The 24,720-nt window shown below is 41.1% G+C and carries 25 protein-coding genes, 1 tRNA gene and 1 riboswitch; of the genes, 16 read left to right on the top strand and 10 right to left on the bottom strand.

Features of this window, described 5'->3' with window-relative positions; all coding sequences use genetic code 11:
- Window position 1 precedes the first annotated feature (1 nt).
- From I6E85_RS02410 to I6E85_RS02395, 4 genes are read right to left on the bottom strand one after another with little or no spacing between them, the layout of a single operon-like run.
- Window positions 2–406: a biopolymer transporter ExbD gene (locus I6E85_RS02410; protein WP_010555259.1), complete on the bottom strand. Its 405-nt coding sequence runs from the start codon at window positions 404–406 to the stop codon at window positions 2–4.
- A gap of 4 nt (window positions 407–410) precedes the next feature.
- Window positions 411–791: a MotA/TolQ/ExbB proton channel family protein gene (locus tag I6E85_RS02405; RefSeq protein WP_002960812.1), complete on the bottom strand. Its 381-nt coding sequence runs from the start codon at window positions 789–791 to the stop codon at window positions 411–413.
- The gene (locus tag I6E85_RS02400) at window positions 784–2,109 is read right to left on the bottom strand and encodes a MotA/TolQ/ExbB proton channel family protein (RefSeq protein WP_024600323.1); all 1,326 of its coding nucleotides are present in this window, start codon (window positions 2,107–2,109) and stop codon (window positions 784–786) included. Before I6E85_RS02400 ends, I6E85_RS02405 begins: the two co-directional genes overlap by 8 nt.
- Window positions 2,109–2,882, bottom strand: coding sequence for a DUF3450 family protein (locus tag I6E85_RS02395; RefSeq protein ID WP_024600324.1), 774 nt, complete (start codon window positions 2,880–2,882; stop codon window positions 2,109–2,111). The genes I6E85_RS02400 and I6E85_RS02395 overlap by 1 nt, the downstream gene beginning before the upstream one ends.
- A gap of 217 nt (window positions 2,883–3,099) precedes the next feature.
- Here I6E85_RS02395 and I6E85_RS02390 point away from each other — a divergent pair, with 217 nt between their 5' ends.
- Window positions 3,100–5,280 carry a TonB-dependent siderophore receptor gene (locus I6E85_RS02390; RefSeq protein ID WP_024600325.1) on the top strand — a complete coding sequence of 727 codons (2,181 nt, stop codon included), beginning with the start codon at window positions 3,100–3,102 and terminating at the stop codon, window positions 5,278–5,280.
- A gap of 77 nt (window positions 5,281–5,357) precedes the next feature.
- Window positions 5,358–6,038, top strand: a complete 681-nt coding sequence (locus tag I6E85_RS02385; protein ID WP_007585050.1) for a Fe2+-dependent dioxygenase — start codon at window positions 5,358–5,360, stop codon at window positions 6,036–6,038.
- A 187-nt stretch (window positions 6,039–6,225) separates the two neighbouring features.
- Here I6E85_RS02385 and galE read toward each other — a convergent pair whose 3' ends face one another.
- Entirely contained in the window at window positions 6,226–7,242 is a 1,017-nt protein-coding gene (galE, locus tag I6E85_RS02380) for a UDP-glucose 4-epimerase GalE (protein WP_197236520.1), read from the bottom strand.
- Window positions 7,243–7,523: 281 nt separating this feature from the next.
- Here galE and I6E85_RS02375 point away from each other — a divergent pair, with 281 nt between their 5' ends.
- The gene (locus I6E85_RS02375) at window positions 7,524–8,015 is read left to right on the top strand and encodes a DUF3016 domain-containing protein (protein ID WP_024600328.1); all 492 of its coding nucleotides are present in this window, start codon (window positions 7,524–7,526) and stop codon (window positions 8,013–8,015) included.
- Between the two features lie 50 nt (window positions 8,016–8,065).
- Here the strand turns inward: I6E85_RS02375 and I6E85_RS02370 are convergent, their stop codons facing one another.
- Window positions 8,066–8,356 carry a prephenate dehydrogenase gene (locus I6E85_RS02370; protein WP_076923732.1) on the bottom strand — a complete coding sequence of 97 codons (291 nt, stop codon included), beginning with the start codon at window positions 8,354–8,356 and terminating at the stop codon, window positions 8,066–8,068.
- 82 nt (window positions 8,357–8,438) lie between these two features.
- On the opposite strand from I6E85_RS02370, the gene I6E85_RS02365 reads away from it, so the two are divergent.
- Entirely contained in the window at window positions 8,439–8,648 is a 210-nt protein-coding gene (locus I6E85_RS02365; RefSeq protein ID WP_024600329.1) for a hypothetical protein, read from the top strand.
- A gap of 8 nt (window positions 8,649–8,656) precedes the next feature.
- Here the strand turns inward: I6E85_RS02365 and epmB are convergent, their stop codons facing one another.
- Window positions 8,657–9,670, bottom strand: a complete 1,014-nt coding sequence (epmB, locus tag I6E85_RS02360; protein ID WP_197236597.1) for an EF-P beta-lysylation protein EpmB — start codon at window positions 9,668–9,670, stop codon at window positions 8,657–8,659.
- A 41-nt stretch (window positions 9,671–9,711) separates the two neighbouring features.
- Between epmB and efp the strand changes: the two genes are divergently transcribed.
- On the top strand, window positions 9,712–10,278 hold the full coding sequence (efp, locus tag I6E85_RS02355) for an elongation factor P (protein WP_024596699.1): 567 nt from the start codon (window positions 9,712–9,714) through the stop codon (window positions 10,276–10,278).
- A gap of 56 nt (window positions 10,279–10,334) precedes the next feature.
- Entirely contained in the window at window positions 10,335–11,309 is a 975-nt protein-coding gene (gene epmA, locus I6E85_RS02350) for an elongation factor P--(R)-beta-lysine ligase (RefSeq protein WP_197236519.1), read from the top strand.
- Between the two features lie 480 nt (window positions 11,310–11,789).
- Here epmA and I6E85_RS02345 read toward each other — a convergent pair whose 3' ends face one another.
- Window positions 11,790–13,907, bottom strand: a complete 2,118-nt coding sequence (locus I6E85_RS02345) for a TonB-dependent receptor (RefSeq protein WP_197236518.1) — start codon at window positions 13,905–13,907, stop codon at window positions 11,790–11,792.
- Window positions 13,908–13,991: 84 nt separating this feature from the next.
- Here I6E85_RS02345 and I6E85_RS02340 point away from each other — a divergent pair, with 84 nt between their 5' ends.
- From I6E85_RS02340 to I6E85_RS02305, 8 genes are all read left to right on the top strand, one after another.
- Window positions 13,992–14,390 (top strand): thioesterase family protein, encoded by a 399-nt coding sequence (locus I6E85_RS02340; RefSeq protein WP_024600333.1) that lies wholly within the window; start codon window positions 13,992–13,994, stop codon window positions 14,388–14,390.
- Window positions 14,391–14,516: 126 nt separating this feature from the next.
- Window positions 14,517–14,915, top strand: coding sequence for an META domain-containing protein (locus I6E85_RS02335; protein ID WP_010555269.1), 399 nt, complete (start codon window positions 14,517–14,519; stop codon window positions 14,913–14,915).
- Between the two features lie 107 nt (window positions 14,916–15,022).
- Window positions 15,023–15,137: riboswitch (TPP riboswitch) on the top strand.
- Between the two features lie 142 nt (window positions 15,138–15,279).
- Complete coding sequence (gene thiC, locus I6E85_RS02330) at window positions 15,280–17,232, top strand: phosphomethylpyrimidine synthase ThiC (RefSeq protein WP_024600334.1); 1,953 nt, start codon at window positions 15,280–15,282, stop codon at window positions 17,230–17,232.
- A gap of 105 nt (window positions 17,233–17,337) precedes the next feature.
- On the top strand, window positions 17,338–18,348 hold the full coding sequence (locus I6E85_RS02325) for an FAD-dependent oxidoreductase (RefSeq protein ID WP_197236517.1): 1,011 nt from the start codon (window positions 17,338–17,340) through the stop codon (window positions 18,346–18,348).
- 7 nt (window positions 18,349–18,355) lie between these two features.
- Complete coding sequence (gene thiS / locus I6E85_RS02320; protein ID WP_024600336.1) at window positions 18,356–18,550, top strand: sulfur carrier protein ThiS; 195 nt, start codon at window positions 18,356–18,358, stop codon at window positions 18,548–18,550.
- Between the two features lie 5 nt (window positions 18,551–18,555).
- Window positions 18,556–19,347, top strand: coding sequence for a thiazole synthase (locus tag I6E85_RS02315; protein WP_197236516.1), 792 nt, complete (start codon window positions 18,556–18,558; stop codon window positions 19,345–19,347).
- Window positions 19,348–19,356: 9 nt separating this feature from the next.
- The gene (gene thiE, locus I6E85_RS02310) at window positions 19,357–20,892 is read left to right on the top strand and encodes a thiamine phosphate synthase (RefSeq protein ID WP_024600338.1); all 1,536 of its coding nucleotides are present in this window, start codon (window positions 19,357–19,359) and stop codon (window positions 20,890–20,892) included.
- Between the two features lie 50 nt (window positions 20,893–20,942).
- The gene (locus tag I6E85_RS02305; protein WP_024600339.1) at window positions 20,943–21,692 is read left to right on the top strand and encodes a HesA/MoeB/ThiF family protein; all 750 of its coding nucleotides are present in this window, start codon (window positions 20,943–20,945) and stop codon (window positions 21,690–21,692) included.
- A gap of 147 nt (window positions 21,693–21,839) precedes the next feature.
- Here I6E85_RS02305 and asd read toward each other — a convergent pair whose 3' ends face one another.
- Complete coding sequence (gene asd, locus I6E85_RS02300; RefSeq protein WP_024599098.1) at window positions 21,840–22,706, bottom strand: archaetidylserine decarboxylase; 867 nt, start codon at window positions 22,704–22,706, stop codon at window positions 21,840–21,842.
- A gap of 15 nt (window positions 22,707–22,721) precedes the next feature.
- Entirely contained in the window at window positions 22,722–23,780 is a 1,059-nt protein-coding gene (gene rsgA / locus I6E85_RS02295) for a small ribosomal subunit biogenesis GTPase RsgA (protein WP_197236515.1), read from the bottom strand.
- Window positions 23,781–23,901: 121 nt separating this feature from the next.
- Between rsgA and orn the strand changes: the two genes are divergently transcribed.
- Window positions 23,902–24,447, top strand: coding sequence for an oligoribonuclease (gene orn / locus I6E85_RS02290; protein WP_004336052.1), 546 nt, complete (start codon window positions 23,902–23,904; stop codon window positions 24,445–24,447).
- A 199-nt stretch (window positions 24,448–24,646) separates the two neighbouring features.
- Window positions 24,647–24,719 (top strand) — tRNA-Gly (locus I6E85_RS02285).
- Window position 24,720 lies beyond the last annotated feature (1 nt).

Here is a 24,720-nt window from a genome sequence, read left to right as displayed (position 1 = left end):
ATTATTGCTTGGTCGCTAAGTTAACTTGCGCCGCGCCTGCCAGCTTTGCTTCGTCAATTACTTGAACAAGTAACTCAGTAGGTACTGTTTTATCAGCTTGAATAACCACAGGGCGTTGTTGCTGTTTTAACATTTGCTCGACACTACTACGCACGCCAGCAACACCAATTTGGCTACCATCAAAAAATACTTGTTGAGAGTCGGTTATTGCTAAAAATATAACTTGCTGCTCAAGACGACTGGCCGATACGGCTTGTGGTTTATCAACTTCAACGCCGCTTTCGCGTACAAATACGGTTGTAACAATAAAAAATATTAGCAATATAAATACCACATCAAGTAGTGGCGACATATCAATATGTTGCCCCGCTTCTTGCTCTAGCTTGTGCTTTAAACGTGATTGCATAGTGTTACCCTAACTGCTTACTTAATGTATGTAATTTAGGATTACGCTGAGAATACGCTAAATATGCTTGCATTAACCACGCAGGAATAGCGCACACAAGGCCCAATTGAGTTGTTAGTAATGCATCACCAATGGCGTCACTCATTAACTCGTTATGGCCCAGCGCCATTACTTTAAATGTATCAAGCAAACCAACAATGGTGCCTAATAAACCAAGTAGCGGAAGCGCTGCTGTTAAAATAGAGCTAACTTCTTGCCAATAACCTTTGCGCTGCGCTTGGTATTGTTTAAGGTGCAGTAGGTCATGAAAAATTAGCTGGTATACAAATAAAGCGAGTAAAAGAATACACCAGCAAATAGGGTTACTAACGATTTTCTCAAACATTGGTTTCTCCTTTTTCTAGTTGACTAAGCTGTAATCCAAAGCCTTCTAGTTGGCTGTAATACGCTTTTGCTTTACGCGATAGCAGTGCATTTAATACCAGAGCAGGTATGGCCACGACTAAACCCAATTCAGTTGTTATAAGTGCTTGTGCGATACCGCCCGATACAACTTCTGGGTCGCCTGAGCCAAACAAGGTCATCATTTTAAATGTTTCGATCATGCCGCTAACAGTACCTAACAAGCCAAGTAGTGGAGCTACCGCAGCTGTAACGGCAATAGCGCCAATAAAGTTATCGAGTTTATGCTTATCGTGAATTAACTGATTAAATAATTGATCGTCTCGTACTTGGCCTTTTTCGCTTTGCAGCGTTAAGTTAAATAACTGCTGCTGCATGCCTGCAAATTCACTGCTATTTTCAGCTTTAAAAAATTGCTGTAATTGCATTTGAGAGTGCATTTTAATTTTACTTAAACGCAGTAGTTGTGCGGCTTTTAATAGCGCAATAGTTAGTGCAAAGCAGGCAAACAAAATAATAGGGATAGCCCATAAGCCGCCTTTTTCTAAGTGTTCAAGCGGACTTTCTTGTTGAGCTTGGCTCGTGACTAAGTGCGTTAAACTAGGATCAAAAGTAAGTAATGTTGAGCCTGCACCATTTTGATTTAAAGTATTATCGAGTGGGTTATCGTTACTTGTTGATTGCACTAACGCTACTTTTAATGCATTAGATTCATCATCCAAATTTAATAAGCCCATAAGTTTAGGTGTTTGCGTACTAAACCATGCAACAGGACCTACTTGAAGGGTATTAGCTTGGCTTAATTCGCCATTACTGAGCACAATCGATTGCTTATTAAAGTGTGGGTAAAGTGCCTGTTCTTGATTATTAATTTGCGATATAACGCGGCTTAATAACTCGTTCTGATTATTAATCGACTCGTTACTGCTAGCACTATTGCTGGTATTTTGGCGCACAAAACGGCTAAGTAAGTTTAATTGGTATTGCTGCTGCTGTTGCCAAGTGTCTAATCGGGTTTGTAACTGATCGAGGCTTAACGTATTTTCGTCAGCTAGGCGGCGATTAACGGCTGCTTGCGCGCGTAATTTACTGAGCGATTGCTGCTTGGTAAAAATTTGCTTTGCAAGGGTAGCTTGCTCTTTTGAAATACTATTTTGAGTTTTATTTAGAGTACGTTGCGCTGTTTTAATATCACTTAAAATACTTTGTTTAGCATCATCACTGCTAGCTGCAAAAGAAATATTTGCACTAAAAAGTAACACTGTGGCGCTAAATGCTGCAATTATGCTGTTAGTAGCCATTATTTAGCCCCTTGCTGGTTTTTATTTACATAACTTAATATTGGGAGTGTTACCCAATCAGCAGCGCGCTTTTTTTGCTGTACAGCAATACCCAGTGCAACTTGCTCAGCATTAATACTTGGGTCAAATTCCCACTGCCAACCTAAGTCACTTGGAAAACCAATACCTACGTAACTTAAATCTTCACTTACAAACCATGCTTGAGCTGCACCTAAGTAAAGCTGCTTTACCCACACTTCTTGCCCGTCAGGGTGTTTAATAGCCATTTCGTGAATTGAAATACGTTGTTGAAAATCATTAAGTAGGGTCAGCATTTTTAGCGCTGTTTGTAATTTGTCAGTTGTACTGAGTTGTGAGTCGCTTAAATCACCAGTGTTTTTCCAACTACTTAAAAGTGGCGGAGGTAATTGCACTTGTAATGAAAGTAATTGCCCAGAAATACGTGCTAGTTGGTCGTTCAATTGCTGTTGATCATTTTCAAGTTCTGATTGCTGAGTAACAAGCTGTTCGCGTTTTTGGGTAAGCTCACTGGTGCTTTTTTTTCTTCGCTGATTAAGCTCGCTAAGTTGCTGCTGCTCAGCATTAAGAAGCGTTAAGGTTTGCTCCATGCTGCTTTTTTGTTCAAGCCAATGAGTATTTAATTCTGTGTTTTGATTTTCTATTTGTAGCCATTTATTAACGAGTTGTTCTAGCTCACTAACTGTGTCGGCTTTTACTGCCATGGTGCTACAAAGCGCGATAACTACGCTAATTGGTTTAATTAAGCTTCGCATTACTTAACAACAATCCTGAAAGTTACGACAAGTAATTACAAGGACGTAATTACTGTTAATTTTTGAGTGTGTATACAATATAGGAATTCACATGACAATGCAATTGATAACAGTTATCGTTTACATTGCGTTGTTTGAGTGGTAGGATTTCGCCGAAATTAAATATGTACCTTAAATTAACAATAGTTAAGTGCTTAATAAAAACTACGGAGTAACCATGAGTAAGCCATCGAATAAAGGAAATGCGTACGTGAAGCCAATTGCAGCGGTTGTTACAGCTACGCTTTCAACTTGGGCAAGTGCACAGGATGTTCAAGAACTATCGGTAACCAAAGCAGAAACTAAAACTGAGTCTAGCTATGTTGTAGAAAAATCAACGTCGCATAAATACACTCAACCGCTACTCGATACAGCTAAAACTGTAACGGTAATTAACCAAGCGGTAATGAAAGATAGAAACGTAGATAGCCTACGTGATGCTTTACGTAATGTTTCAGGTATTTCTTTAGCTGCAGGTGAGGGTGGCTCACCTACTGGCGATAGCATGTCGATTCGTGGTTTTAGTGCAACAAATGATATTTTTGTTGATGGTATTCGCGATGTTGCAGGTTACACACGTGATATTTACAACATTGAAGCCGTTGAAGTTGCAAAAGGCCCAGGCTCAGCAGTTTCTGGTCGTGGTGCAACAGGTGGTAGTGTTAATTTAGAAAGTAAAAAGGCGAAGTTAGACAACTTTAACGACGTTTCGCTACGTTTAGGCACAGAAAACGATTACCGTGGTCGTTTTGATACTAACATTCAAGTAAACGATACAAGCGCGCTACGTATAAACCTTCTTACTGATAAAGGTGATGTTGCAGGTCGCGACCATGTTGAAAATGAAACAAATGCTGTTGCGTTTGCATTTGCAACAGGACTTGGTACAAACAGCCGTTTTGATTTAAACCTAGAGTATCAACGCCAAGATAATTTACCAGATTACGGCATTCCGTGGGTTTACAGCGATACGCCTGTAGCTGAACTTGCAGATAGCGCGCGCTCACCTTCTCCTGTCGATTTTGATAACTTTTACGGTAATATTTACCGTGATTACGAAGATATTGAAGCCTACTCAACAACAGCTCGTTATGAGTATGATTTTTCTCAAAATACTACATTACGTGTGCAAGGTCGTTTAGGTAAAGTTAAGCGTGAGTCAGTAACAACTGCACCGCGTTATTTCTCGGTTACAACAGACACTGATATTACCTTTGCAGATGAAAAAACACGTGATACAGAAAATTCACTTGCTGCACTTCAAGTTGATTTAATTGGTAACTATGAGTTTGCTGGCTTTACTCATGATGTTGTAGTGGGTGCTGAACTTGCAAATGAAACGTTTACACGTCATAACTTTGTTGCAACTACACCTGATAACCTAATTGAAGATGGAATACGCAACGACTTATACAACCCTGACGCAACAATTGCATTTACGGGTGTGTATGGCCGTGACGGTACGAGCATTGAAGCTAAAGCTAAAAACCAAGCTATTTATGCATTTGATACAGTAACACTTAACAAGCAATGGGAAGTTACGGGCGGAATTCGCTTTGATAGCTTTACTACGGATTACCATAACGATTACGCTAACCCAAGTGCTTTAATTTCTACAAGTGACGATTTATTTAGCTGGAATGCAGCAGTAGTTTATAAACCAGCAGAAAATGGCAGTGTATATTTAGGCGCAGGTAATTCATTTAACCCATCGGCTGAAGGGCTAACGGTATCTACGCGTTCAAATGCAGCTGATTTAGACGCAGAAGAAAGCCGCAGTTATGAATTAGGAACTAAATGGAGCCTAATGGATGGTCGCCTGCAAACTAATGCTGCACTTTTCCGTACTGAAAAAACCAATGCCCGTACTGATGACCCATTTGCAGATAGCTCAAGTGACGAAATACTCGGTGGTGAACAGCGCGTACAAGGCTTAGAGCTTTCAGCAACTGGCCTAATTACTAAAGAGTGGACTGTAATTGCTTCATACACTTACCAAGATAGCGAAGTAACTAAAGCATTAGGCGACGACGCAACTCAAATTGGTAACGAGCTTGCACGTACACCTAAAAATAGCGCAAGTGTTTGGACTACATACGATATGTCGGATAAGTTATCGTTTGGTTTAGGTGCGCAATATGTAGGTGAGCGTTACAACGGCACTACGTCAACACGCTCTCGTGCGCCAGGTTATACTATTTTTGACCTGATGGTTGCATATGACATATCAAAAGATTTGAGCCTGCAGTTTAATGGTGAAAACTTAGGTGATAAAGATTACGTGGATCAGTTAGGTGGTGGACACTTTGTACCAGGTGATGGTCGTAAGTTTAGTTTAACAGCGAGCTATTCTTTCTAAGAGTAAAATAAGTACGGCATAAAAGGGCAGAGTTAACTCTGCCCTTAATTATTTGATGAAAATGTGAGAGGGCGCACATGCTAGTTAAAATTCCAGAGCTATTAACGAAAGAAGAAGTGGCTTATTGTCATGAGGTTTTGCTTAAAGCCCAGTGGGCCGATGGCAGTATTACCGCAGGGCATCAATCAACCAAAGCAAAAAATAACTTACAGCTACCTGAAAATAGCCCTGAATGCCAAGAGCTTGGCGACATTATAATGGCAGCACTTGCGCGCAGTAATTTGTTTATGTCGGCGGCGCTTCCTGCAAAAATTTTCCCTCCGCTTTTTAACTGTTATCAAGGTGGGCAATCGTTTGGTGTGCATGTAGATAATGCGATTAGACAAGTGCCGGGCACGCCAGTAAAAATCCGTACAGATGTATCAATGACCTTATTTATTAATGACCCCGAAGATTATGAGGGCGGTGAACTTGTTATTGAAGACACTTATGGCTCACATAGTGTAAAGCTGCCAGCAGGTAGTATGGTGTTGTACCCTTCAACGAGTTTACATCGTGTAATGCCTGTAACGAGTGGGCGTAGATTAGCCTCATTCTTTTGGTTACAGAGCATGGTAAACAGCGACGAAAAACGTGGTTTGTTATTTGATTTAGATATGTCGATTCAAAGTTTGCGCAGCAAAGTAGAAGATAGCCCAGAGATTATTCAATTAACAGGGGTTTATCATAACTTGCTAAGACAGTGGGCGCAGACATAAAAAATAGTTGTTGTTAGATATTAGATATTAGATATAAGTAACTAAATATAAGTAATTAAAAGCTGCGCTTTTCGCGTGAGCAAGTTCTACTCCTACGACGCAGCCACAAATTGAATTCGGTGTTTAAGATACTCGATATGCGCGGCTCGATACCGCGCACTTATTTTAAGGGCGAAGCTTGTTTTAATTAACCTTTATAACCATTTGGGTTATTTGACTGCCAACGCCATGTATCTTGCATCATTTCATCTATACCGCGCACTGCTTCCCAGCCAAGTTCATTAAGTGCTTTTTCTGGTGCGGCATAACATGCTGCAATATCACCAGGGCGGCGAGGTGAAACCTGATAGGGTACAGCCTGATCGCTTGCTTTAATAAATGCATTAACCATTTGTAGTACAGAATACCCGTTACCAGTACCTAGGTTATAAACTAATGCACCTGTACTGCTGGCAATTTTATTAAGCGCTTTTAAATGCCCAATAGCTAAATCTACAACGTGAATGTAGTCGCGCACGCCTGTGCCATCAACTGTGTCGTAGTCATCACCAAATACAGCGAGTTGCTTTAATTTACCTACCGCTACTTGTGCGATAAACGGTAAAAGGTTATTTGGGATACCATTAGGATCTTCACCAATTAAGCCCGACTCATGTGCACCCACTGGGTTAAAGTAACGCAAAATAGCAAACGCAAAGCGCTCATCTGATTTAGCGATATCTTGTAGCATCATCTCAACCATTAACTTAGATGTGCCGTAAGGGTTAGTAGTACCACCTACAGGGAAGTCTTCTTTAATTGGTAAGCTTGCAGGGTCGCCGTATACCGTGGCTGACGAGCTAAACACTAACTTAAATACGCCTGCGTCGCGCATTGCATCAACAAGCGTAAGCGTACCTTGTACATTGTTTTGATAGTACTCAACAGGCTTTGCAACCGACTCGCCCACTGATTTTAAACCTGCAAAATGTATAACACTATCAACTGTGTGTTTTGCAAATACTGAATCTAAAAAGGGTTTATCGAGAATATCGCCTTGGTAAAAAGTGGCTTCTTTGCCTGTAATATTCTTTACGCGCGCAAGTGATTCTTGTAATGAGTTACTTAAATTATCAATAACAACAACATCGTTACCTTGCTGTAAAAGTTCTAAAACAGTGTGCGAGCCAATATAGCCTGCGCCACCGGTTACTAAAATAGTCATGAAAGCTCCGTGGGTACCTTTTATCAATTAAGCTAATTTCACCATAAATTGAGATGGTTTACATGCTTTATCTGTGACTTTTATTATTTACAGTAAATCATGATATTTATATGAATTAATATTAATAATTTTGATTACATTTTGCTCGCTATAAGTAACACTTTATACGTAAGATTAAGTTATAGTTAATAAACAAGTGCTAAACTGGGTCTAGTAATAGCTAATGCTAGGTTTATTCCAATCTACACCTTTGTGATTGGTCTACCTCTTTGGAGAAAGATATGAATTTAGTTAAAAAAATAGCAGCAACAATGTGTATCGCATTGCCTGCACTTGCCCATGCGGGCGAGTCTGTTGTTAAATGGCATGACTTTAATGATTATCGTGATGTGCGAGCGTCAAATCAAACTAAGAGCTCATATCACAAAAGTGTGGCAGCAAGTTTCGAAAAGCATATGGCTAAGCTAGCCGAACAATTGCCAAAAGATTATAAATTAAACGTAGAGTTTACTGATTTAGATTTAGCGGGTGATGTGCGTTATGGCGGTATGGATGAAATTCGTGTAGTGAAACCCATTTATTTTCCACGCATTAAGCTAGATTATTCGTTAACCGATAAAGACGGTACAGTTCTAAGTAAAGATACTGATGTGGAGCTTAAAGATATGGGCTTTATGGATAAAATTAAAATGGGCCGCGACGAATCATTCTATTACGAAAAACGCTTACTAACAGAGTGGTTTGGTGAACAAATATTACCAAGTTTAGATTAACTTAAAATAGTAATGCCGCTAAATAGCGGCATTTTTTTAAGCTGATTATATTACTTAAAAGTAGCTAACAGCGTTAGTATTTGCTGTAACTTAATAACGGTTGTTTTAAGCTTTTCTTCATCAAAACCATCGTTAGATAAGCTTTCTACGTCAGCGGCTACATCAAGAACATAAGGCTTAAAGCGTTTTGCTTCAAAATTAAAGCCTGAATCGGCAGTAAATAAGGCTTTAAATTTGCCATGGCCTTGTTGTTGTAATTCGTCTAATTTTTTATCGGCATCAAGTGCCTGACGATAAACAATTTTTAAGTTAGTGTTGAGTTGTTCAATAATAGAATCCATGGTTTTCCTAAAGCTTTGTGCTGCATGGCCGACATAATACGTGGATTACATTTAAAAGTCAGGTTGATTAAGGCTTATAATTATGAATATATCAGGTGGAAATTTACCAGCTATGTCTGGTTCAGGCCAAGGCAGCGAGCTTTACACTGCTGCTTTGTCTAAAAAACAGCAATTAGCTGATGGCGCTGCGGCGCTTGCACTTATTGAAGGTGCAGCGCAATCGTCAAGTGCGCAAACGCCGGCTAAATCGGCGACTGCATCACTGGGTAACAACGTAAATATATATGTTTAAATGCTGTTTTAAATTAGCTTAAGGTCGATAGGTGTTTTACTTTTTTGACCACCGATTTCTCTTACTAATTTAGGCACTAAAAATCCAGGCAGAGCTTTTAATAGCTCTGCCATTATTTCAATTGCTTGCGCTTCATTAATATCAAAGTGACTGGCCCCTTCAACTTTATCTAGCAAATACAAATAATACGGCAATACGTCTGCGTCAAATAACGCTTCGCTTAAATTTATTTGCGCATCAACCGTATCGTTAACATCTTTTAAAATTACAGCTTGGTTTAGAAGCGTTACGTTTGCTTGTTTAAGCTTTAGCATAGCGGCTTTAAAATCAGCGTCTATTTCGTTTGCGTGGTTTATGTGATTAATAAAAATAATTTTTAATGGCGATTTTGCTAATCGTTCACATAACTCATTGGTTACTCGCGCAGGTATAACTACTGGCAAACGGCTATGAATTCGCATTCGTTTAATTTGTGGTAATTGCTCAAGTTCATCTAAAAACCAGCTTATTGCATCGTCTTTGGCCATGAGTGGATCGCCACCACTTAAAATCACTTCGTTTATATCAGTATCTGATTTTATATAGCTCAGTGTTTCTAGCAGGCTTTTTTTATTAAGCTGGTTTTCTTGATACGGAAAATGCCTTCTAAAGCAGTAACGACAATTTACAGCACAGCCGGTTTTAAACATCACCAAAACACGCGATTTGTACTTATGTAAAAGGCCTGGTTGGTCGTTATCTTGCTCAAGTAGGGGATCTTTATTAAAACCCGATTTAGTCAAAAACTCTTGGTGGCGTGGCATAACTTGTAGCAAAAGAGGATCGTTTGGATCGCCTTGACGTATTTTTTTTATAAAAGGGATAGGCACGCGTACCGGAAATAAACTACGGGCTTTTAGGTCGTTTTCATGGACTTGGCTCGATAAACCGACCATTTCAAGCAAGGTTTTTGGGCAGGTAACTACATTTGCTAATTCTTTTTGCCAGTTTTTATGCAAATTTGCTTCATTTCTTTGTATCATTGGCATGTAGATTACTCGAAAAAATATAAATAGAGGAAACGATGGCGAATTATAGCACCAACGAGTTCAAGGGCGGCCTAAAAATTATGATGGACGGCGAGCCTTGCAGTATCTTAGAAAATGAAATGGTAAAACCTGGTAAAGGCCAGGCATTTAACCGTGTTCGTATCCGTAAACTTATCTCTGGTAAGGTGCTTGAAAAAACCTTTAAATCGGGTGAATCAGTTGAAGGTGCTGATGTAATGGATACTGATTTAGCGTATCTATACACAGACGGCGAATTTTGGCATTTCATGAACAACGAAACATTTGAGCAAATTGCTGCTGACGAAAAAGCACTAGGCGATGCAGTTAAATGGTTAGTTGAAAATGATTTATGCACAATTACATTATGGAACGGCAGCCCTATTGCTGTTACACCACCTAACTTTGTTGAGCTTGAGATCACTGAAACAGATCCTGGCCTTAAAGGCGATACAGCGGGTACTGGTGGTAAACCAGCAACGCTTAGCACAGGCGCTGTGGTACGAGTTCCATTATTCGTGCAAATTGGCGAAGTAATTAAAGTAGACACTCGTAACGGTGAATACGTAAGCCGTGTTAAGTAAGCTTTAACATTGTTTATAAAATCCCAGCTTACGCTGGGATTTTTTTTGGAGAAAATATGTCAGCAGATCTTTGGGCCCCAAGCGCAAGCATTGAAACACTAAAACAACGCGCAGCGATATTACGTAGCATTCGTGAATTTTTTTATGCACGTGATGTAATGGAAGTAGAAACGCCGAGCTTAAGTGCTGCCAGTGTAACCGATGTGCACTTAGCTAGTTTTAATACCACATTTGTGGGCCCAGGGCACGCTGGTGGGCTTCTTCTGTTTTTACAAACATCGCCAGAGTTTGCCATGAAACGCTTGTTAGCAGCAGGCTCAGGCGCTATTTTTCAGCTTTGTAAAGCATTTAGAAATGAAGAAGCGGGTAGCCATCATAATCCTGAATTTACTATGCTGGAATGGTATCGCCCAGGCTTTGATGAATTTGCACTTATGGATGAAATGGATGAGCTTATGCAGATTGTTTTAGGTGTCGAGCCTGCAACTAGACTTACCTATCAGCAAGCGTTTGAGCAAGCACTTGGGCTCGACCCGTTAACCGCAAGCATAGAGCAATTAAAGCAACTTGCGTGTGAGCAAGGGTTTGCTGATATAGCCCAAAATGAAACGCATAAAGACACCTTACTGCAATTATTATTTTGTATGAAAGTGGAACCTACAATAGGACAAGATAAGCCATGTTTTGTGTATCATTTTCCAGCTTCTCAAGCGGCACTTGCTCAAATTTGTGAACACGATACACGTGTAGCAGGGCGCTTTGAGCTTTATTACAAAAATATGGAATTGGCTAACGGCTTTAACGAACTCACAAATGCCAGTGAGCAAGCTAAACGTTTTAATGAAGATAACACATACCGCGCTAACAACGGTTTAAAGCAAGTACCAATGGATACACGTTTAATTAAAGCGCTAGAACATGGATTACCACAATGCGCAGGGGTGGCTTTGGGGATTGATAGGTTGGTAATGCTCGCAACAAATAAAGAGAAAATTAAAGACGTAATAGCTTTTGATGTTCAAAGAGCGTGATGCTTAGCCTGTAGGTGCGAATTTATTTCGCGCTCATGTAATTTAACTTTATAAAAAGCGAGGTATAAAACCTCACCTACAATAAACATCAACCCCAACAACATACGCCAAACCTGTAGGTGCGAATTTATTTCGCGCTCGTGTAATTTAACTTTATAAAAAAGCGAGGTATAAAACCTCACCTACAATAAACATCAAACCCAACAACATACGCTAAACCTGTAGGTGCGAATTTATTTCGCGCTCGTGTAATTTAACTTTATAAATAAGCGAGGTATAAAACCTCACCTACAATAAACATCAAACCCAACAATATACGCTAAATCTGTAGGTGCGAATTTATTTCGCGCTCATGTAATTTAACTTTATAAAAAGCGAGGTATAAAACCTCACCTACAAATAAAAACACCGCGTTTAAATTAAACGCGGTGTTTTTATTTGCTTGCAGAAAGCTTTCATTTGAAAGCCAACGGCTGTGTTTTACAGATTAAGCGTAAACGTAACACCTGCTACGCGAGGCTCACCTAATTGTGTGTAGGTATGCGTTGCGTAACCATCTTGTGGATCGTTACCAAACTCAAAGCCACGTGTAGGGACTGTTTCGTCAAACACGTTACGAGCCCATGCGCGAACTGCCCACATGTCTGCTTCGTAGCCAAAGCTTAAATTAACTAAGTTGCTGCTTGGTGCTTGTGAGTTGTGGCTATCAGAGAAGTAGTAATCGTCTTTACCTTCAATACCCACCATGCCGTAAAATGCGTTAGTAAAGTTGTAACGTGCAGTAAACGCATACTGGTATTTAGGTGACTGCGCTTGCTCACGACCGTCTTGATTTAAGCCTGATTGTGTTACAAAGTCGTCTATTTCAGTATTTAAGTAACCAGCACTACCCGTTAAAAATAGATTATCAGTTAGTTGGTAACTACCCTCAATTTCTAGTCCGTAGTTGCTACCAGAACTTGCGTTATCAACATAACCGGTAAATTGCTGGCCTTCTACTTGCCATGCTTTTAACTGAATATCGTCGCGGTGCATGTAAAATGCAGCTAAGCGAAGTGTAAATTTGTCATCAAGCGATGAGCCTTTAACACCAAATTCGCCGCTCCATAAATATTCAGGGTCGAAACTGGTGTGTTGCTGGAAAAAATCAGCGCTTAGGTTTAAGCCTTCATCTTTCGCTTTAGCTAGTGCTTCTGAGTTAATACCGCCAGCTTTGTAGCCACGCGTGATACTGGTGTAGATCATCGTACGATCAATTACTTGATACTCTAGCGCTATTTTACCGCCAACCATTACGTCGTCAGTGTCTTGTATAAAGCCATTGCTATCGGTGTAGTCGCCTTGGTATTGCTCTACACGTAAACCTGTAATTAATGTTGTTTTAGGACCAATTGGAGTAGCTACTTGACCATATACTGCAACGTTACTCGTTTCGTAAGTTGAAGAAAATGGGCTTGCTAGCCATGTGTATTGGCGCTCTAAGTCAACGTCACGGTTTTGGTAATAAATACCCGCAACCCAGTTACCTGTTTTAGAGTTAAACTGTAAATCTACAGACTGATCGTCGCGATCGCGGCTGTAAAGATCGGTTGAGCTGTATCCATCAGGGTGTAAGCCTGCAGCACATAACTTTGGCTCACTTGTATCGTTACATACCCAGTCTTCGTCAAAGCTGTAAAGTAATTCGGTATCGATAGCCGAGAGGTTTAGATTTACATCAAAAGCGTCAAAACCCGTGTAAGTATTATTAACACCGATTGCGTAGCTTTCTTGATTATCTTGCCCTGGCTCATCGGCAACACTATTGCGGCTGTTATCAAGCGTAAATGCATCGTAACCGTTGTTTATATCAATATAGTGAAGGTTTAACTCAGTATTTAAATGCTTTGTAAGCTGACTGTTTATTTTAAAGCGGGCTACTTGTTCGTCTTGATTTTGTGTTTCGTCATTTAAATACAAGTTATCTACGTAACCGTCTGACTTTCTGCGAAAGTAGCTAACGCGTGCGCTAGTGTCATCTGTTAAGCCTGTGCTTGCTGCAATGCCTGCTTCACGTGTGTTGTATGTGCCAGCACCTACTTGTAATTTTAAACTTGGATCGCTCGTGGCTTTAGCTGAACCCATTTGGATCATACCGGCCATACCGTCTGCGCCAAAGCGTGTACCTTGTGGGCCACGATAAATTTCTACTTGGTCTATATCAAATAATAATGAGCTGCCACCAAGTCCAGAATAGTTAATGCCATCAATTACTAAGCCTACAGATGGATTAATAGGGTCTACAAATTGTGAGCGAAGTCCCACGCCACGAATTTGGATGTAACGACCACGCGACGCACCAGATGCAAAATTTACATTGGCGGCACTGCCTAACATTTCGTCTAAGTAACTTGCACCACGTTGATTAATTTCATCTTCGCTGAATAAGCTCGCACTCGCGCTTAAAGTTTGAATGTTTTCGCGCTGAAAATCGCCGGTTACAACAATTCTTTCTAGGTCGCTATCATCAGCGTTAGCTGCAATTGGTGCACCAAGCAGCGGTAAAAGTGCGGCAGTAATTAAAGACAAACGTAAGTTCATTGGGTTACTTAACTCCATTTTAGGGACTCGTATGGTAGCAATTATTTAAACACATGTGCTATAAACGCGGCAATTATACGTTAAATAATCAGGATTACTAATATGACCTTTAAAGTTGACTTCAAAGTACGTGATTACGAATGTGACTTACAAGGTATCGTAAATAACAGTGTTTATTTTAATTATTTAGAGCATGCTCGCCATGAATTTTTGTCCGCACACGGTATTGATTTTGCTCAATTAGCGAAAGATAAAATTAACCTAGTCGTGATGCGCAGCGAAATGGACTATAAACATTCACTATTACCTGGGGATGAATTTTATGTGGCTGTAGAGCCGCAGCGTATTAGTCGTTTAAAATTTGCGTTTAAGCAAACGGTTATACGTAAAAGCGATGAAAAAGTAATGCTCAATGCACTGGTTATAGGAACGTCCGTTAATGAAAAAGGTAGGCCGTTTTTACCAGAGCAAATAGATAACGTATTCAAAACTACAACTTAGTGCTTAATTGTATAACTTTTAAACTATCATAGAACAAAAATTTACATTTAAAACATGCATTTTTAACGGATAAAGGGCATAAATATTGTTACAATTATATTAATTAGACAATTAGTTAGTAGTAGCATGAAATTAGCAGCAATACCGATGCTTATAGTCGGTTTATGTGTTGGTTGCGCATCAACAGGGACGGTTACCAGTGAGCAGCTTAAATACACCCAATGGCAATTATCACGTGTTGATGGTTTAGCAATTCCACCTTCGTTTAATGCATCAATGAGTTTTATTGAAGCACTGCAAGTAAACGGTTTTGCTGGCTGTAACAAATTTTTTGGTGAGGGCTCGCTTGAAGAAAGTAACCTTACCGTAAGTAAACTAGGAATGACGCGCAAGTCGTGCGGCGAAGACCTTGATGAGTTTGAGCAGCAGTTATTACAAGCCTTAAAGCAAGGTGCCGAGCTTAAAATGCAAGACCAGCAATTAGTCATGCAAGGCGAGCAAACATTTGTGTTTATCCCTAAATAATTTTAAGTTTTTGAAAAACAGCCCCTTGCGGGCAGTTTTTAACTGACGTACACTCAGTGCAGATTTGTTGGGTAATACCTTCAAATCAACGAACAGAATTTATATATCAATACTTGTCGGAGTGCCAAAGCTAAGTAATTAGTTTGTGGCTGAGATCGCGAAAGCGGGATCCGTGAACCTGATCAGGTTAATACCTGCGTAGGGAACAAGCTGCCTAAATCAGGACGCTTGTGCGTCTTTTTTTATGCGCACAATAAAGTGATTTTGTTTTTTTAGGCTGCAAAGTAGCATGTACGCTACTTTACGATCTTTCTCTATTCCTCGGAATATCTGACAAGACAACCCTTAAGCAATGAGGCAAGTCATGTCAAATACTACAAATAAAGCGTCACGCCGAGAAACTCGTGCTGCCGCGTCTGAATATATTTATAACTTAACGGGTCAACCGTTCCCAAATTCTCATAAAGTATACGTTGAAGGTACTCAACCTGGCGTGCGCGTTGGTATGCGTGAAATCACATTAAGTGATACGTTTATTGGCGGCACAGATGAAAACCCTGTTTATGAGTCAAATGATCCGCTACGTGTTTACGATACGTCGGGTCCTTATACAGATCCTAATTTTGAACTTGATGTACGCAAAGGCTTACCAAAATTTCGTGAGCAATGGATTGAAAGCCGTAGTGACACTGAGGTTTTAGAATCAGTGACGTCGCAGTTTTCGCAGCAGCGCATGGCAGATGAAGGACTGGATCATATTCGGTTTGATCACCTTCCAAAAATTCGCCGTGGTATCGCGGGTAAAAACGTAACGCAAATGCACTACGCACGCCAAGGGATTATTACTCCTGAAATGGAATACGTAGCCGTTCGCGAAAATATGGGGCGTGCAGAAATTCGTAAAGAATTACTAGCCGCTCAGCATAAAGGCGAGTCGTTTGGTGCGAGTATTCCTGAATTTATTACCCCAGAATTTGTACGCGACGAAATAGCCCGTGGTCGCGCTATTTTACCAAATAATATAAACCACCCAGAAACCGAACCTATGATTGTAGGGCGTAACTTTTTAGTTAAAGTTAACGCCAACATTGGTAACTCATCGGTTAGCTCATCTATTGAAGAAGAAGTAGAAAAAATGGTGTGGTCTACCCGCTGGGGTGCAGACACCGTGATGGACTTATCAACGGGACGCTACATTCACGAAACGCGCGAATGGGTTGTACGTAACTCGCCTGTCCCTATTGGCACAGTACCGATTTATCAAGCGCTTGAAAAAGTAAACGGTGTGGCTGAGGATTTAACGTGGGAAATTTTCCGCGATACGCTTATAGAGCAAGCCGAGCAGGGCGTTGATTACTTTACTATTCACGCCGGTGTATTACTTCGTTATGTACCAATGACGGCTAAACGCGTGACCGGCATTGTGTCGCGCGGTGGCTCAATTATGGCTAAGTGGTGTTTGGCGCATCATAAAGAAAATTTTTTATACACGCACTTTGAAGACATTTGCGAAATTTTAAAACAATACGATGTGTGTTTTTCACTTGGTGATGGACTTCGCCCTGGTTCGATTGCTGATGCTAACGATGAAGCGCAGTTTAGTGAGCTACGCACATTAGGTGAACTGACTAAAATTGCGTGGAAGCACGATGTACAGGTATTTATTGAAGGCCCTGGTCATGTACCAATGCACATGATTAAAGCCAATATGGACGAGCAATTAAAGCATTGCGACGAAGCGCCATTTTATACATTAGGCCCGCTAACGACTGATATTGCACCAGGGTATGACCATATTACCTCGGGTATTGGGGCGGCTCAAATAGCATGGTACGGCTGTGCAATGCTGTGTTATGTAACACCTAAAGAGCATTTAGGTCTGCCAAATAAAGAAGATGTTAAAGAAGGCTTAATTACCTACAAAATTGCAGCGCATGCCGCTGATTTAGCAAAAGGGCACCCAGGCGCGCAAGAGCGCGATAACGCCTTATCAAAAGCACGCTTTGAGTTTAGATGGCATGACCAATTTAATATTGGTTTAGACCCTGACCGTGCTCGTGAATATCACGATGAAACCTTGCCGCAAGAATCAGGCAAAGTAGCTCACTTTTGCTCCATGTGTGGTCCTAAATTTTGCTCTATGAAAATTAGCCAAGAAGTACGCGATTACGCTAAAGATTTAGAAACACGCGGTATTGATCCAAATGATGCTGGCGAGGCTATTGAAATCAAAATGGTTGATGTAGAAGCCGAAATGAAAGCTAAATCAGCTGAGTTTAAGCAAACAGGCTCAGAGATTTACCACAAAGCGGTATAGCTAAAAGTTAGATGCAGACGTAGGTGAGGTTTTATACCTCGCTTCTTTAAAAGTTGAAGAAGTGCGAGTGAATTCGCACCTACTAATAACTGCTTTGGAGGTTTTATGTTTTATAACATTGCTGTGGTGGGTTTTGGTTTAGCTGGGCGCTTAGCTGCCCTTGAGCTAAGTAAGTTGCATCATGTAACGGTGTTTGAAGCCGACGACGAACATACTCAAAATAGCGCCGGTAAAGTCGCTGCAGCAATGCTTGCCCCGCTTGCTGAGTCGGTGTTATGTGAGGCTGATTTAGCTTTAATGGGTCTTGATTCAATGAAGCGCTGGCCCAGCATTATTGCAGAACTTGAAAGTGAGGTTTTTTTTCAGCAGCAAGGCACTTTGGTCATTGCGCATCAGCAGGACAAAGGCGATTTACAAAGCTTTGCACAGCGTATAAAACCGCTAGCTGATCACACTGCCGAACATATAAATGCTCAACAAATTACAAAGCTTGAACCTGAACTTGCAGGGCGCTTTAATCAAGGCTTATTTTTACCCTGCGAGGGGCAAATAGATAACCAAGCATTTTATAAAGCCAGCTTTGCACAGCTCAACAAACGCAAAGTAAAGTTTGTATTTAATCAGCGCGTAACCATTAGCGACAACAAAATAAATAATCGACCATTCGATTACATTATTGATTGCCGTGGGCTTGGTGCTAAAAATACTCAAGTTGATAAACCGCTTAGAGGTGTGCGCGGCGAAGTAGCAAGGTTATACGCACCAGAGGTAAGTTTAACGCGACCAGTGCGTTTAATGCACCCGCGTTATCCAATTTATATAGCGCCTAAACCCAATAATGAATATGTAATTGGTGCGACCGAAATCGAATCTCAAGACAGCGGCGCGGCAACAGTGCGCTCAACCCTTGAATTACTTTCAGCCGCTTATACCGTACATAGCGGGTTTGCCGAAGCACGACTACTTAATATTCAAACCGGATTACGCCCCGCATTTAGCGATAACCGCCCAGAAGTATCACAAGTTGGTAATGTAATTAGCATTAACGGCTTATATCGACATGGTTATATGTTGGCGCCGGCATTAGTGGCACAAGCAGTTTCACGAATAGAGTGAGAATAAAATGAACATTACAATTAATGGCGAGCTACTTAATGTTAATAACAAAGCGCTCGTTGAGGTACTTCAAAGTTTTGGTGCAGCCGCGCCTTTTGCTGTTGCTGTTAATAGCGAATTTATTCCACAAAGTCAGCACAGTAACTATGTACTTAATGAAGGCGACAGTGTTGAGTTGCTGTCACCCATTCAAGGCGGATAAAGCTCATGCAAACGAAAGACTGTTTAACTATTTATGGAGAGCAAATAAAGAGTCGTTTGTTAATAGGCTCTGCGCTTTACCCGTCGCCTGATATTATGACTCAATCGATAGTCGCCTCTGGGGCTGGAATTGTAACCGTGTCGCTTAGGCGCCAACAAAGTGCAGCGGCAGGTGATGACTTTTGGCAGTTAATAAAAAATACAGGCTTAAAAATACTTCCTAATACCGCAGGGTGCCACAGTGTTAAAGAAGCGATAACGCTTGCAAAAATGTGTCGAGAGGTATTTGCCACCGACTGGATTAAGCTAGAGCTGATTGGCGATGATTACAATTTACAGCCTGACCCTTTTGCGCTACTTGAAGCCACAAAAATATTAATTAATGATGGCTTTAAAGTACTGCCTTATTGCACCGATGACTTAGTACTTTGCCAGCGCTTAAATGAGCTGGGGTGTGAGGTGCTTATGCCGTGGGGGGCGCCAATAGGTACAGGCAAAGGCTTGTTAAATAGCTATAATTTAAAAACTATTCGAGAGCGCTTACCTGATACCACACTAATAGTAGATGCAGGTTTAGGTTTGCCATCGCATGCCTGCCAAGCACTCGAAATGGGGTATGATGCGGTATTATTAAATTCAGCCATTGCAGGGGCGGGTTGCCCAATTACTATGAGCCGCGCATTTAAAGCCGCAGTTGAAGCGGGGCGCTTTGCATACAAAGCAAAAGCGATGCCGGAAAAAGACGTTGCAGCCCCATCAACCCCAACAATGGGGATGCCATTTTGGCATCAGCAGTAAGGAAAAAATATGAATAACGTAGTATGGACCATTGCTGGCTCTGATTCGGGCGGCGGTGCAGGCATTCAAGCTGATATAAAAGCAATGCAAAGTTTTGGTGTGCATGGTTGCACGGCAATTACGGCGCTTACTGCGCAAAATAGTTTAGGTGTAGAAGCTATTAATGCAGTGTCTACCGATATTATTGAATCGCAGTTACTAGCGCTTGAAAAAGACATGAAAGCCAAAGTGATTAAAATTGGTATGTTAGCCAACGTGCAGCAAATTCAGTTGATCAGCGAACATATAAGTCACTATAAAGCTAAGTGGCCAGTGCCTCCCGTTATTGTATATGACCCTGTTGCTATTGCCTCAAGCGGTGACTTACTAACAGAAGAAGATACGGTAAGCGCAATTAAAGAATGTTTACTGCCGCTGGTGGATGTAATAACCCCAAACACCCACGAAACACAGTTATTAACCGGTGTGTATTTAATTGGCCCAGCTGCAATAAAAGAAGCGGCTAATAAGCTATTAAGCTGGGGTGCAAAAGCCGTTGTTATTAAAGGCGGGCATTGGGATTACCCAAGCGGCTATTGTATTGATTATTGTGTAAATAATTTTACGCAAAATGGTGAAGAGTATTGGCTTGGCAATCAAAAAATACAAACACCGCATAACCACGGCACCGGATGTAGCATGGCTTCGGTAATTGCTGCGTGTTTAGCTAAAGACTACCCATTAAAAGATGCCTTTATTTTAGCTAAAGCATATATAAACCAAGGGTTAAAACAGTCTGTACGCTACGGCGAGGGAATTGGACCGGTTGCTCAGACTTCATTCCCCACTAATTTAGCAGATTACCCACAAGTGATTGAGCCAGGTAGCTGGCTTGGCGATGAACTCGATTTTGATGTGCCGCTTGATTTTAATATGGCTGCTGATTTTGCAACGTGCGAAAGTAAATCGCTTGGCTTATATGCAGTTGTAGATAGTACCGATTGGCTAGAAAAGTGCTTACAACAAGGCATTAAAACAGCTCAGCTGCGCGTTAAGAATAAAACCCAAGATGAGCTTGATGGGCTCATTAAGCAAGCCGTTGAGCTGGGAAAGCAATACAACGCACAGGTATTCATAAACGACTACTGGCAGTTAGCTATTAAGCACGGTGCATATGGTGTGCATTTAGGGCAAGAGGATTTAGACATTGCTAATTTAGCCGCTATTAAAGAGGCAGGGTTAAGGCTTGGGCTTTCGACTCATGGTTTTTATGAAATGCTGCGTGCGCATAATTATCGCCCTAGTTACATGGCATTTGGTGCTATTTACCCAACCACAACAAAAGACATGACAGGTCAAATACAAGGTCTTGAAAAGCTGATTAAGTTTGTACCACTTATGCAAAGTTACCCAACAGTAGCAATAGGCGGTATAGATTTAAGCCGTGCTGAGCAGGTAGCTAAAACCGGCGTAGGCAGTGCTGCCGTAGTGCGTGCGATTACCGAGGCTGATAATTACGTAGAGGCCATAAGCGCTCTGCAAGTGGCCATAAGCAGTGCACATTAATACTAACAAGGGTAATACTAACAAGGCTAATCTTAATATGGTCAGTAAAAGTGAATGAGCTAAGCGATAAAGAAACCCTACGATACAGCCGCCATTTATTGCTTGAAGAAGTAGGGCTTGAAGGGCAATTAACGCTTAAAACTTCAACGGTTGCGGTTGTTGGGGCAGGCGGGTTAGGTAGCCCAGTACTTTTGTATTTAACTGCGGCGGGTATTGGAACGCTTATTTTAATTGACGATGATGAGGTAGAACTTTCAAATTTACAGCGCCAAGTGCTTTATAAAATAAACCACTTGGGGCAAAACAAGGTCGCCGCAGCGGGTAAAGTATTAGCGAGTCTTAATAATCAAATAAATATAGTAACGCATTGTAAAAAATTAGATGAGAGTAATGCAGCCTACATGCTAAAAGGGGCTGACATAGTACTTGATTGCTCTGATAACTTTAGTACTCGCTATAGTGTAAATCGTTATTGTATTGCTAATAAAACACCGTTAATTTCTGGTGCTGCACTCGCAACTAAAGGGCAGTTAATGGGCTTTGACTTTAGGCAAAGTAATAGCCCGTGTTATGGCTGTGTTTTTTCAGAGGGCGAAGCTACACCCGTTATAAATTGCAGTAACGCAGGGGTTATCAGCCCGCTACTGGGTGTAATTGGCTCTATGCAGGCGCAACTCACGCTCAACTTATTGCTGGGGCATGCAGAGGGGGCTGTGTTTATAACCTTTGATGCGCTTACTTTAAAACAACAGCACTTTAAAGTGATTAAAGATTTAGAGTGTAAAGAGTGTGGAAAATAGGTTTTTGAGGGGCTTGTGCCTGTTATTACATGTGGCGTTAAGAAACCAAAAGCTGACGCTTTTAACGTGAGCAAGCTTCACACCTACAAAACCAAAAAACCGCGTTTAAATAAACGCGGTTTTTTGATTTCTAATTAACGATTGATTTTAGTCGCTAATTTTTGCAAACGCAGTACCTAAGCGAGTAACCACTTCTGGTATTTGATCGTCCAGTATTTCCGCTTTATTAGCACCCCATGCAAGTACCACAGTAGAGCCTAATTTAAAGCGGCCCATTTCTTCACCCTTTTTAAGCGTGATGGCATTATCGCCAGTGGTTGGGTATTTCCAACTAAATACATCGCTACCTGCTGGTGGCGTGACAGTACCGGCCCAAATAGTTTCTATGCTGGCTACAATTGTTGCGCCAACAAGTACCATTGCAAGCGGACCAATTTCAGTTTCAAAAATTGCTACCACACGTTCGTTACGTGCAAACAAGTTAGGCACGTTTTGCGCTGTAAGTGGATTTACTGAAAATAAGTCTCCTGGCACGTAAACCATTTTGCTTAGGGTGCCATCAATTGGCATATGAATACGGTGGTAATCTTTAGGCGCTAAATAAATAGTGGCAAACTTACCGCCTAAAAATGGTGTTGTGTCATCTTGTGAGCCGCCTAGTAGCGCTTGTAAGCTGTAATCGTGACCTTTAGCTTGTATTAGCTGTCCGTCAACAATATCGCCTAGCTGGCTGATTGCGCCATCCACTGGCTGAGTGATGATATTGCTATCTTCTACCATTGGGCGCATGCCGTCTTTTAAAGGACGAGTAAAAAATTCATTAAAGCTTTTATAATGAGCCGGATCTGGGTATTGCGCTTCGCTCATGTCTACTTTGTATTGCTTAATAAATAGTTTAATTAAAGTAGTTGTTAAAGCGCCCGCTTTTGCAGCAGCTAATTTACCTACTACGCGTGAAATAAAATGTTTTGGCATTGCGTACTGCATTGCGATTTTAAATTTGTCTAAACTCACAGTATTTTTCCTAAATTATACGCGAGGCGCACGGGCGCCTGCACGGCCATCGGCCATTGTTTCTAAAATTCGGTGGTAGCTGTCAAAGCGCAATTGAGAAATTCTGCCATCGGCTACAGCTTCTTTAACTATGCAACCCGGATCGTTTAAATGTTTACAGTCTCTAAAGCGGCAGCCGCCTATAAATTCTCTAAACTCTTTAAAACACCACGTTACACGCTCAACATCTAAATGCCATAATCCAAATTCACGAATTCCTGGCGAGTCGATTAGGTTACCGCCACTTGGTAAATGGTGTAGTCGCGAAACTGTTGTTGTGTGCTGGCCTAAGCCGCTGTTTTCAGATACTTCTTTAGTTAATATTTCAGCGTTAGGCAATACAGTATTAACGAGGGTTGATTTACCCACACCACTTTGGCCAACAAAAATATTATTTTTATCAACAAGTACTTCTTTTAATTGATCAATACCATCGCCTGATATATTACTAACAAGGAGTACTTGGTAATCAAGTTTACGATAGATATCGAGAACTTTTTGTATTTCGCTAAGGCCTGCTTCGTCAATTAAATCGGTTTTATTGAGTACTAAAATTGGCTCAATACCCATATCTTCACAGGCTATTAAATAACGGTCGATAATACTAGGGGTAAACTCGGGTAATACAGCTGATACCATCAGTATTTGGTCAATGTTGGCAGCAATAACTTTTACACCGTCGTAAAAGTCAGGGCGGGTAAGTTGCGAACGACGCTCTTGCGTGGCTTCAATTACACCGGCTAAATCGCCTTCACTTACTTTGGCACGGCGAAACAATACTTCATCACCACATACTAAATTAGACACGGTACGGCGTATATTACAGCGCAGTACATCGCCATTTTCAGTTTCTACATCGGCGTGCTGGCCAAAACGACTGATCACAATTGCGCTCTCGACCTGACCTAAGTTATCGGTTTGCCATTCTTGCGCCCCTTTTTTAGCCGGTCTTGAGTCTGCGCTATTAATGCGCTTTTGGTGATTGGCCTTGATCTGACGCGATTGGCCTTTACTTAATTTTTTTTGTTTTGCCACTGGAGGCCTATAACCTTAGTTAAATGTCGCTTTTCCTAAAAAAAGCTTTAGCTCGACGGTTGATGCTAATATGATATATCGAAATGCGTTGGATCTAAAGGAAAGCACCGCTTAGGTAATTATGACTATTAATAAATCAAATTTAATTTGGCTCGATCTTGAAATGACAGGGCTCGAACCAGAGACCGATAAAATACTCGAAATTGCGACGGTTGTCACTGACGCAGACTTGAATATATTAGCCGAAGGGCCAACTATCGCTATTCATCAAAGTGATGAATTACTAAATGGTATGGACGAGTGGTGTACTACTCAGCATGGAAAGTCAGGTTTAACAGCGCGCTGTAAAGCAAGTACTTTCGATGAAGAGTATGCCGTTGCACAAACTTTAGATTTTTTAAAACAGTGGGTGCCTGCGGGTGTATCACCAATGTGTGGTAATTCAATTGGGCAAGATCGCCGCTTTATGAATAAATATATGCGCGAGCTTGAAGATTTTTTCCATTACCGAAATCTTGACGTAAGTACTATTAAAGAATTAGCACGTCGCTGGAAACCAGAAGTTCTTGCAAAAGTGAACAAAAAAGGCTCGCATCTTGCTCTGGATGATATTAAAGATTCGATTATGGAATTAAAAGTCTATAGAGAAAATTTCTTTAATTTGTAAAAAACGCTTGCAAACACATCGGATTATTGTAGAATCCTGCCCCGCTCAAGACGATAACCCACGCGGGGTTAGTGTGTTTGAGTTGTTTTTATTGTGGTCATTTTATATCCATAATTAAAGTGCGGTACTAGCTCAGTTGCTAGAATGTTGAACGCGACTCGTCGCGCACCAACGTAAAATAACTGAATAAATAAAAAATGCGGTACTAGCTCAGTTGGTAGAGCGCGACCTTGCCAAGGTCGAGGTCACGAGTTCGAGCCTCGTGTACCGCTC

Origin of the sequence: Pseudoalteromonas sp. NZS71 (genome assembly GCF_015864715.1) — a bacterium.
Taxonomy (GTDB): Bacteria; Pseudomonadota; Gammaproteobacteria; order Enterobacterales; family Alteromonadaceae; genus Pseudoalteromonas; species Pseudoalteromonas arctica.
The sequence above is the reverse complement of the archived record's forward strand: the minus strand, read 5'-3'. Positions and strand labels throughout refer to the sequence as shown.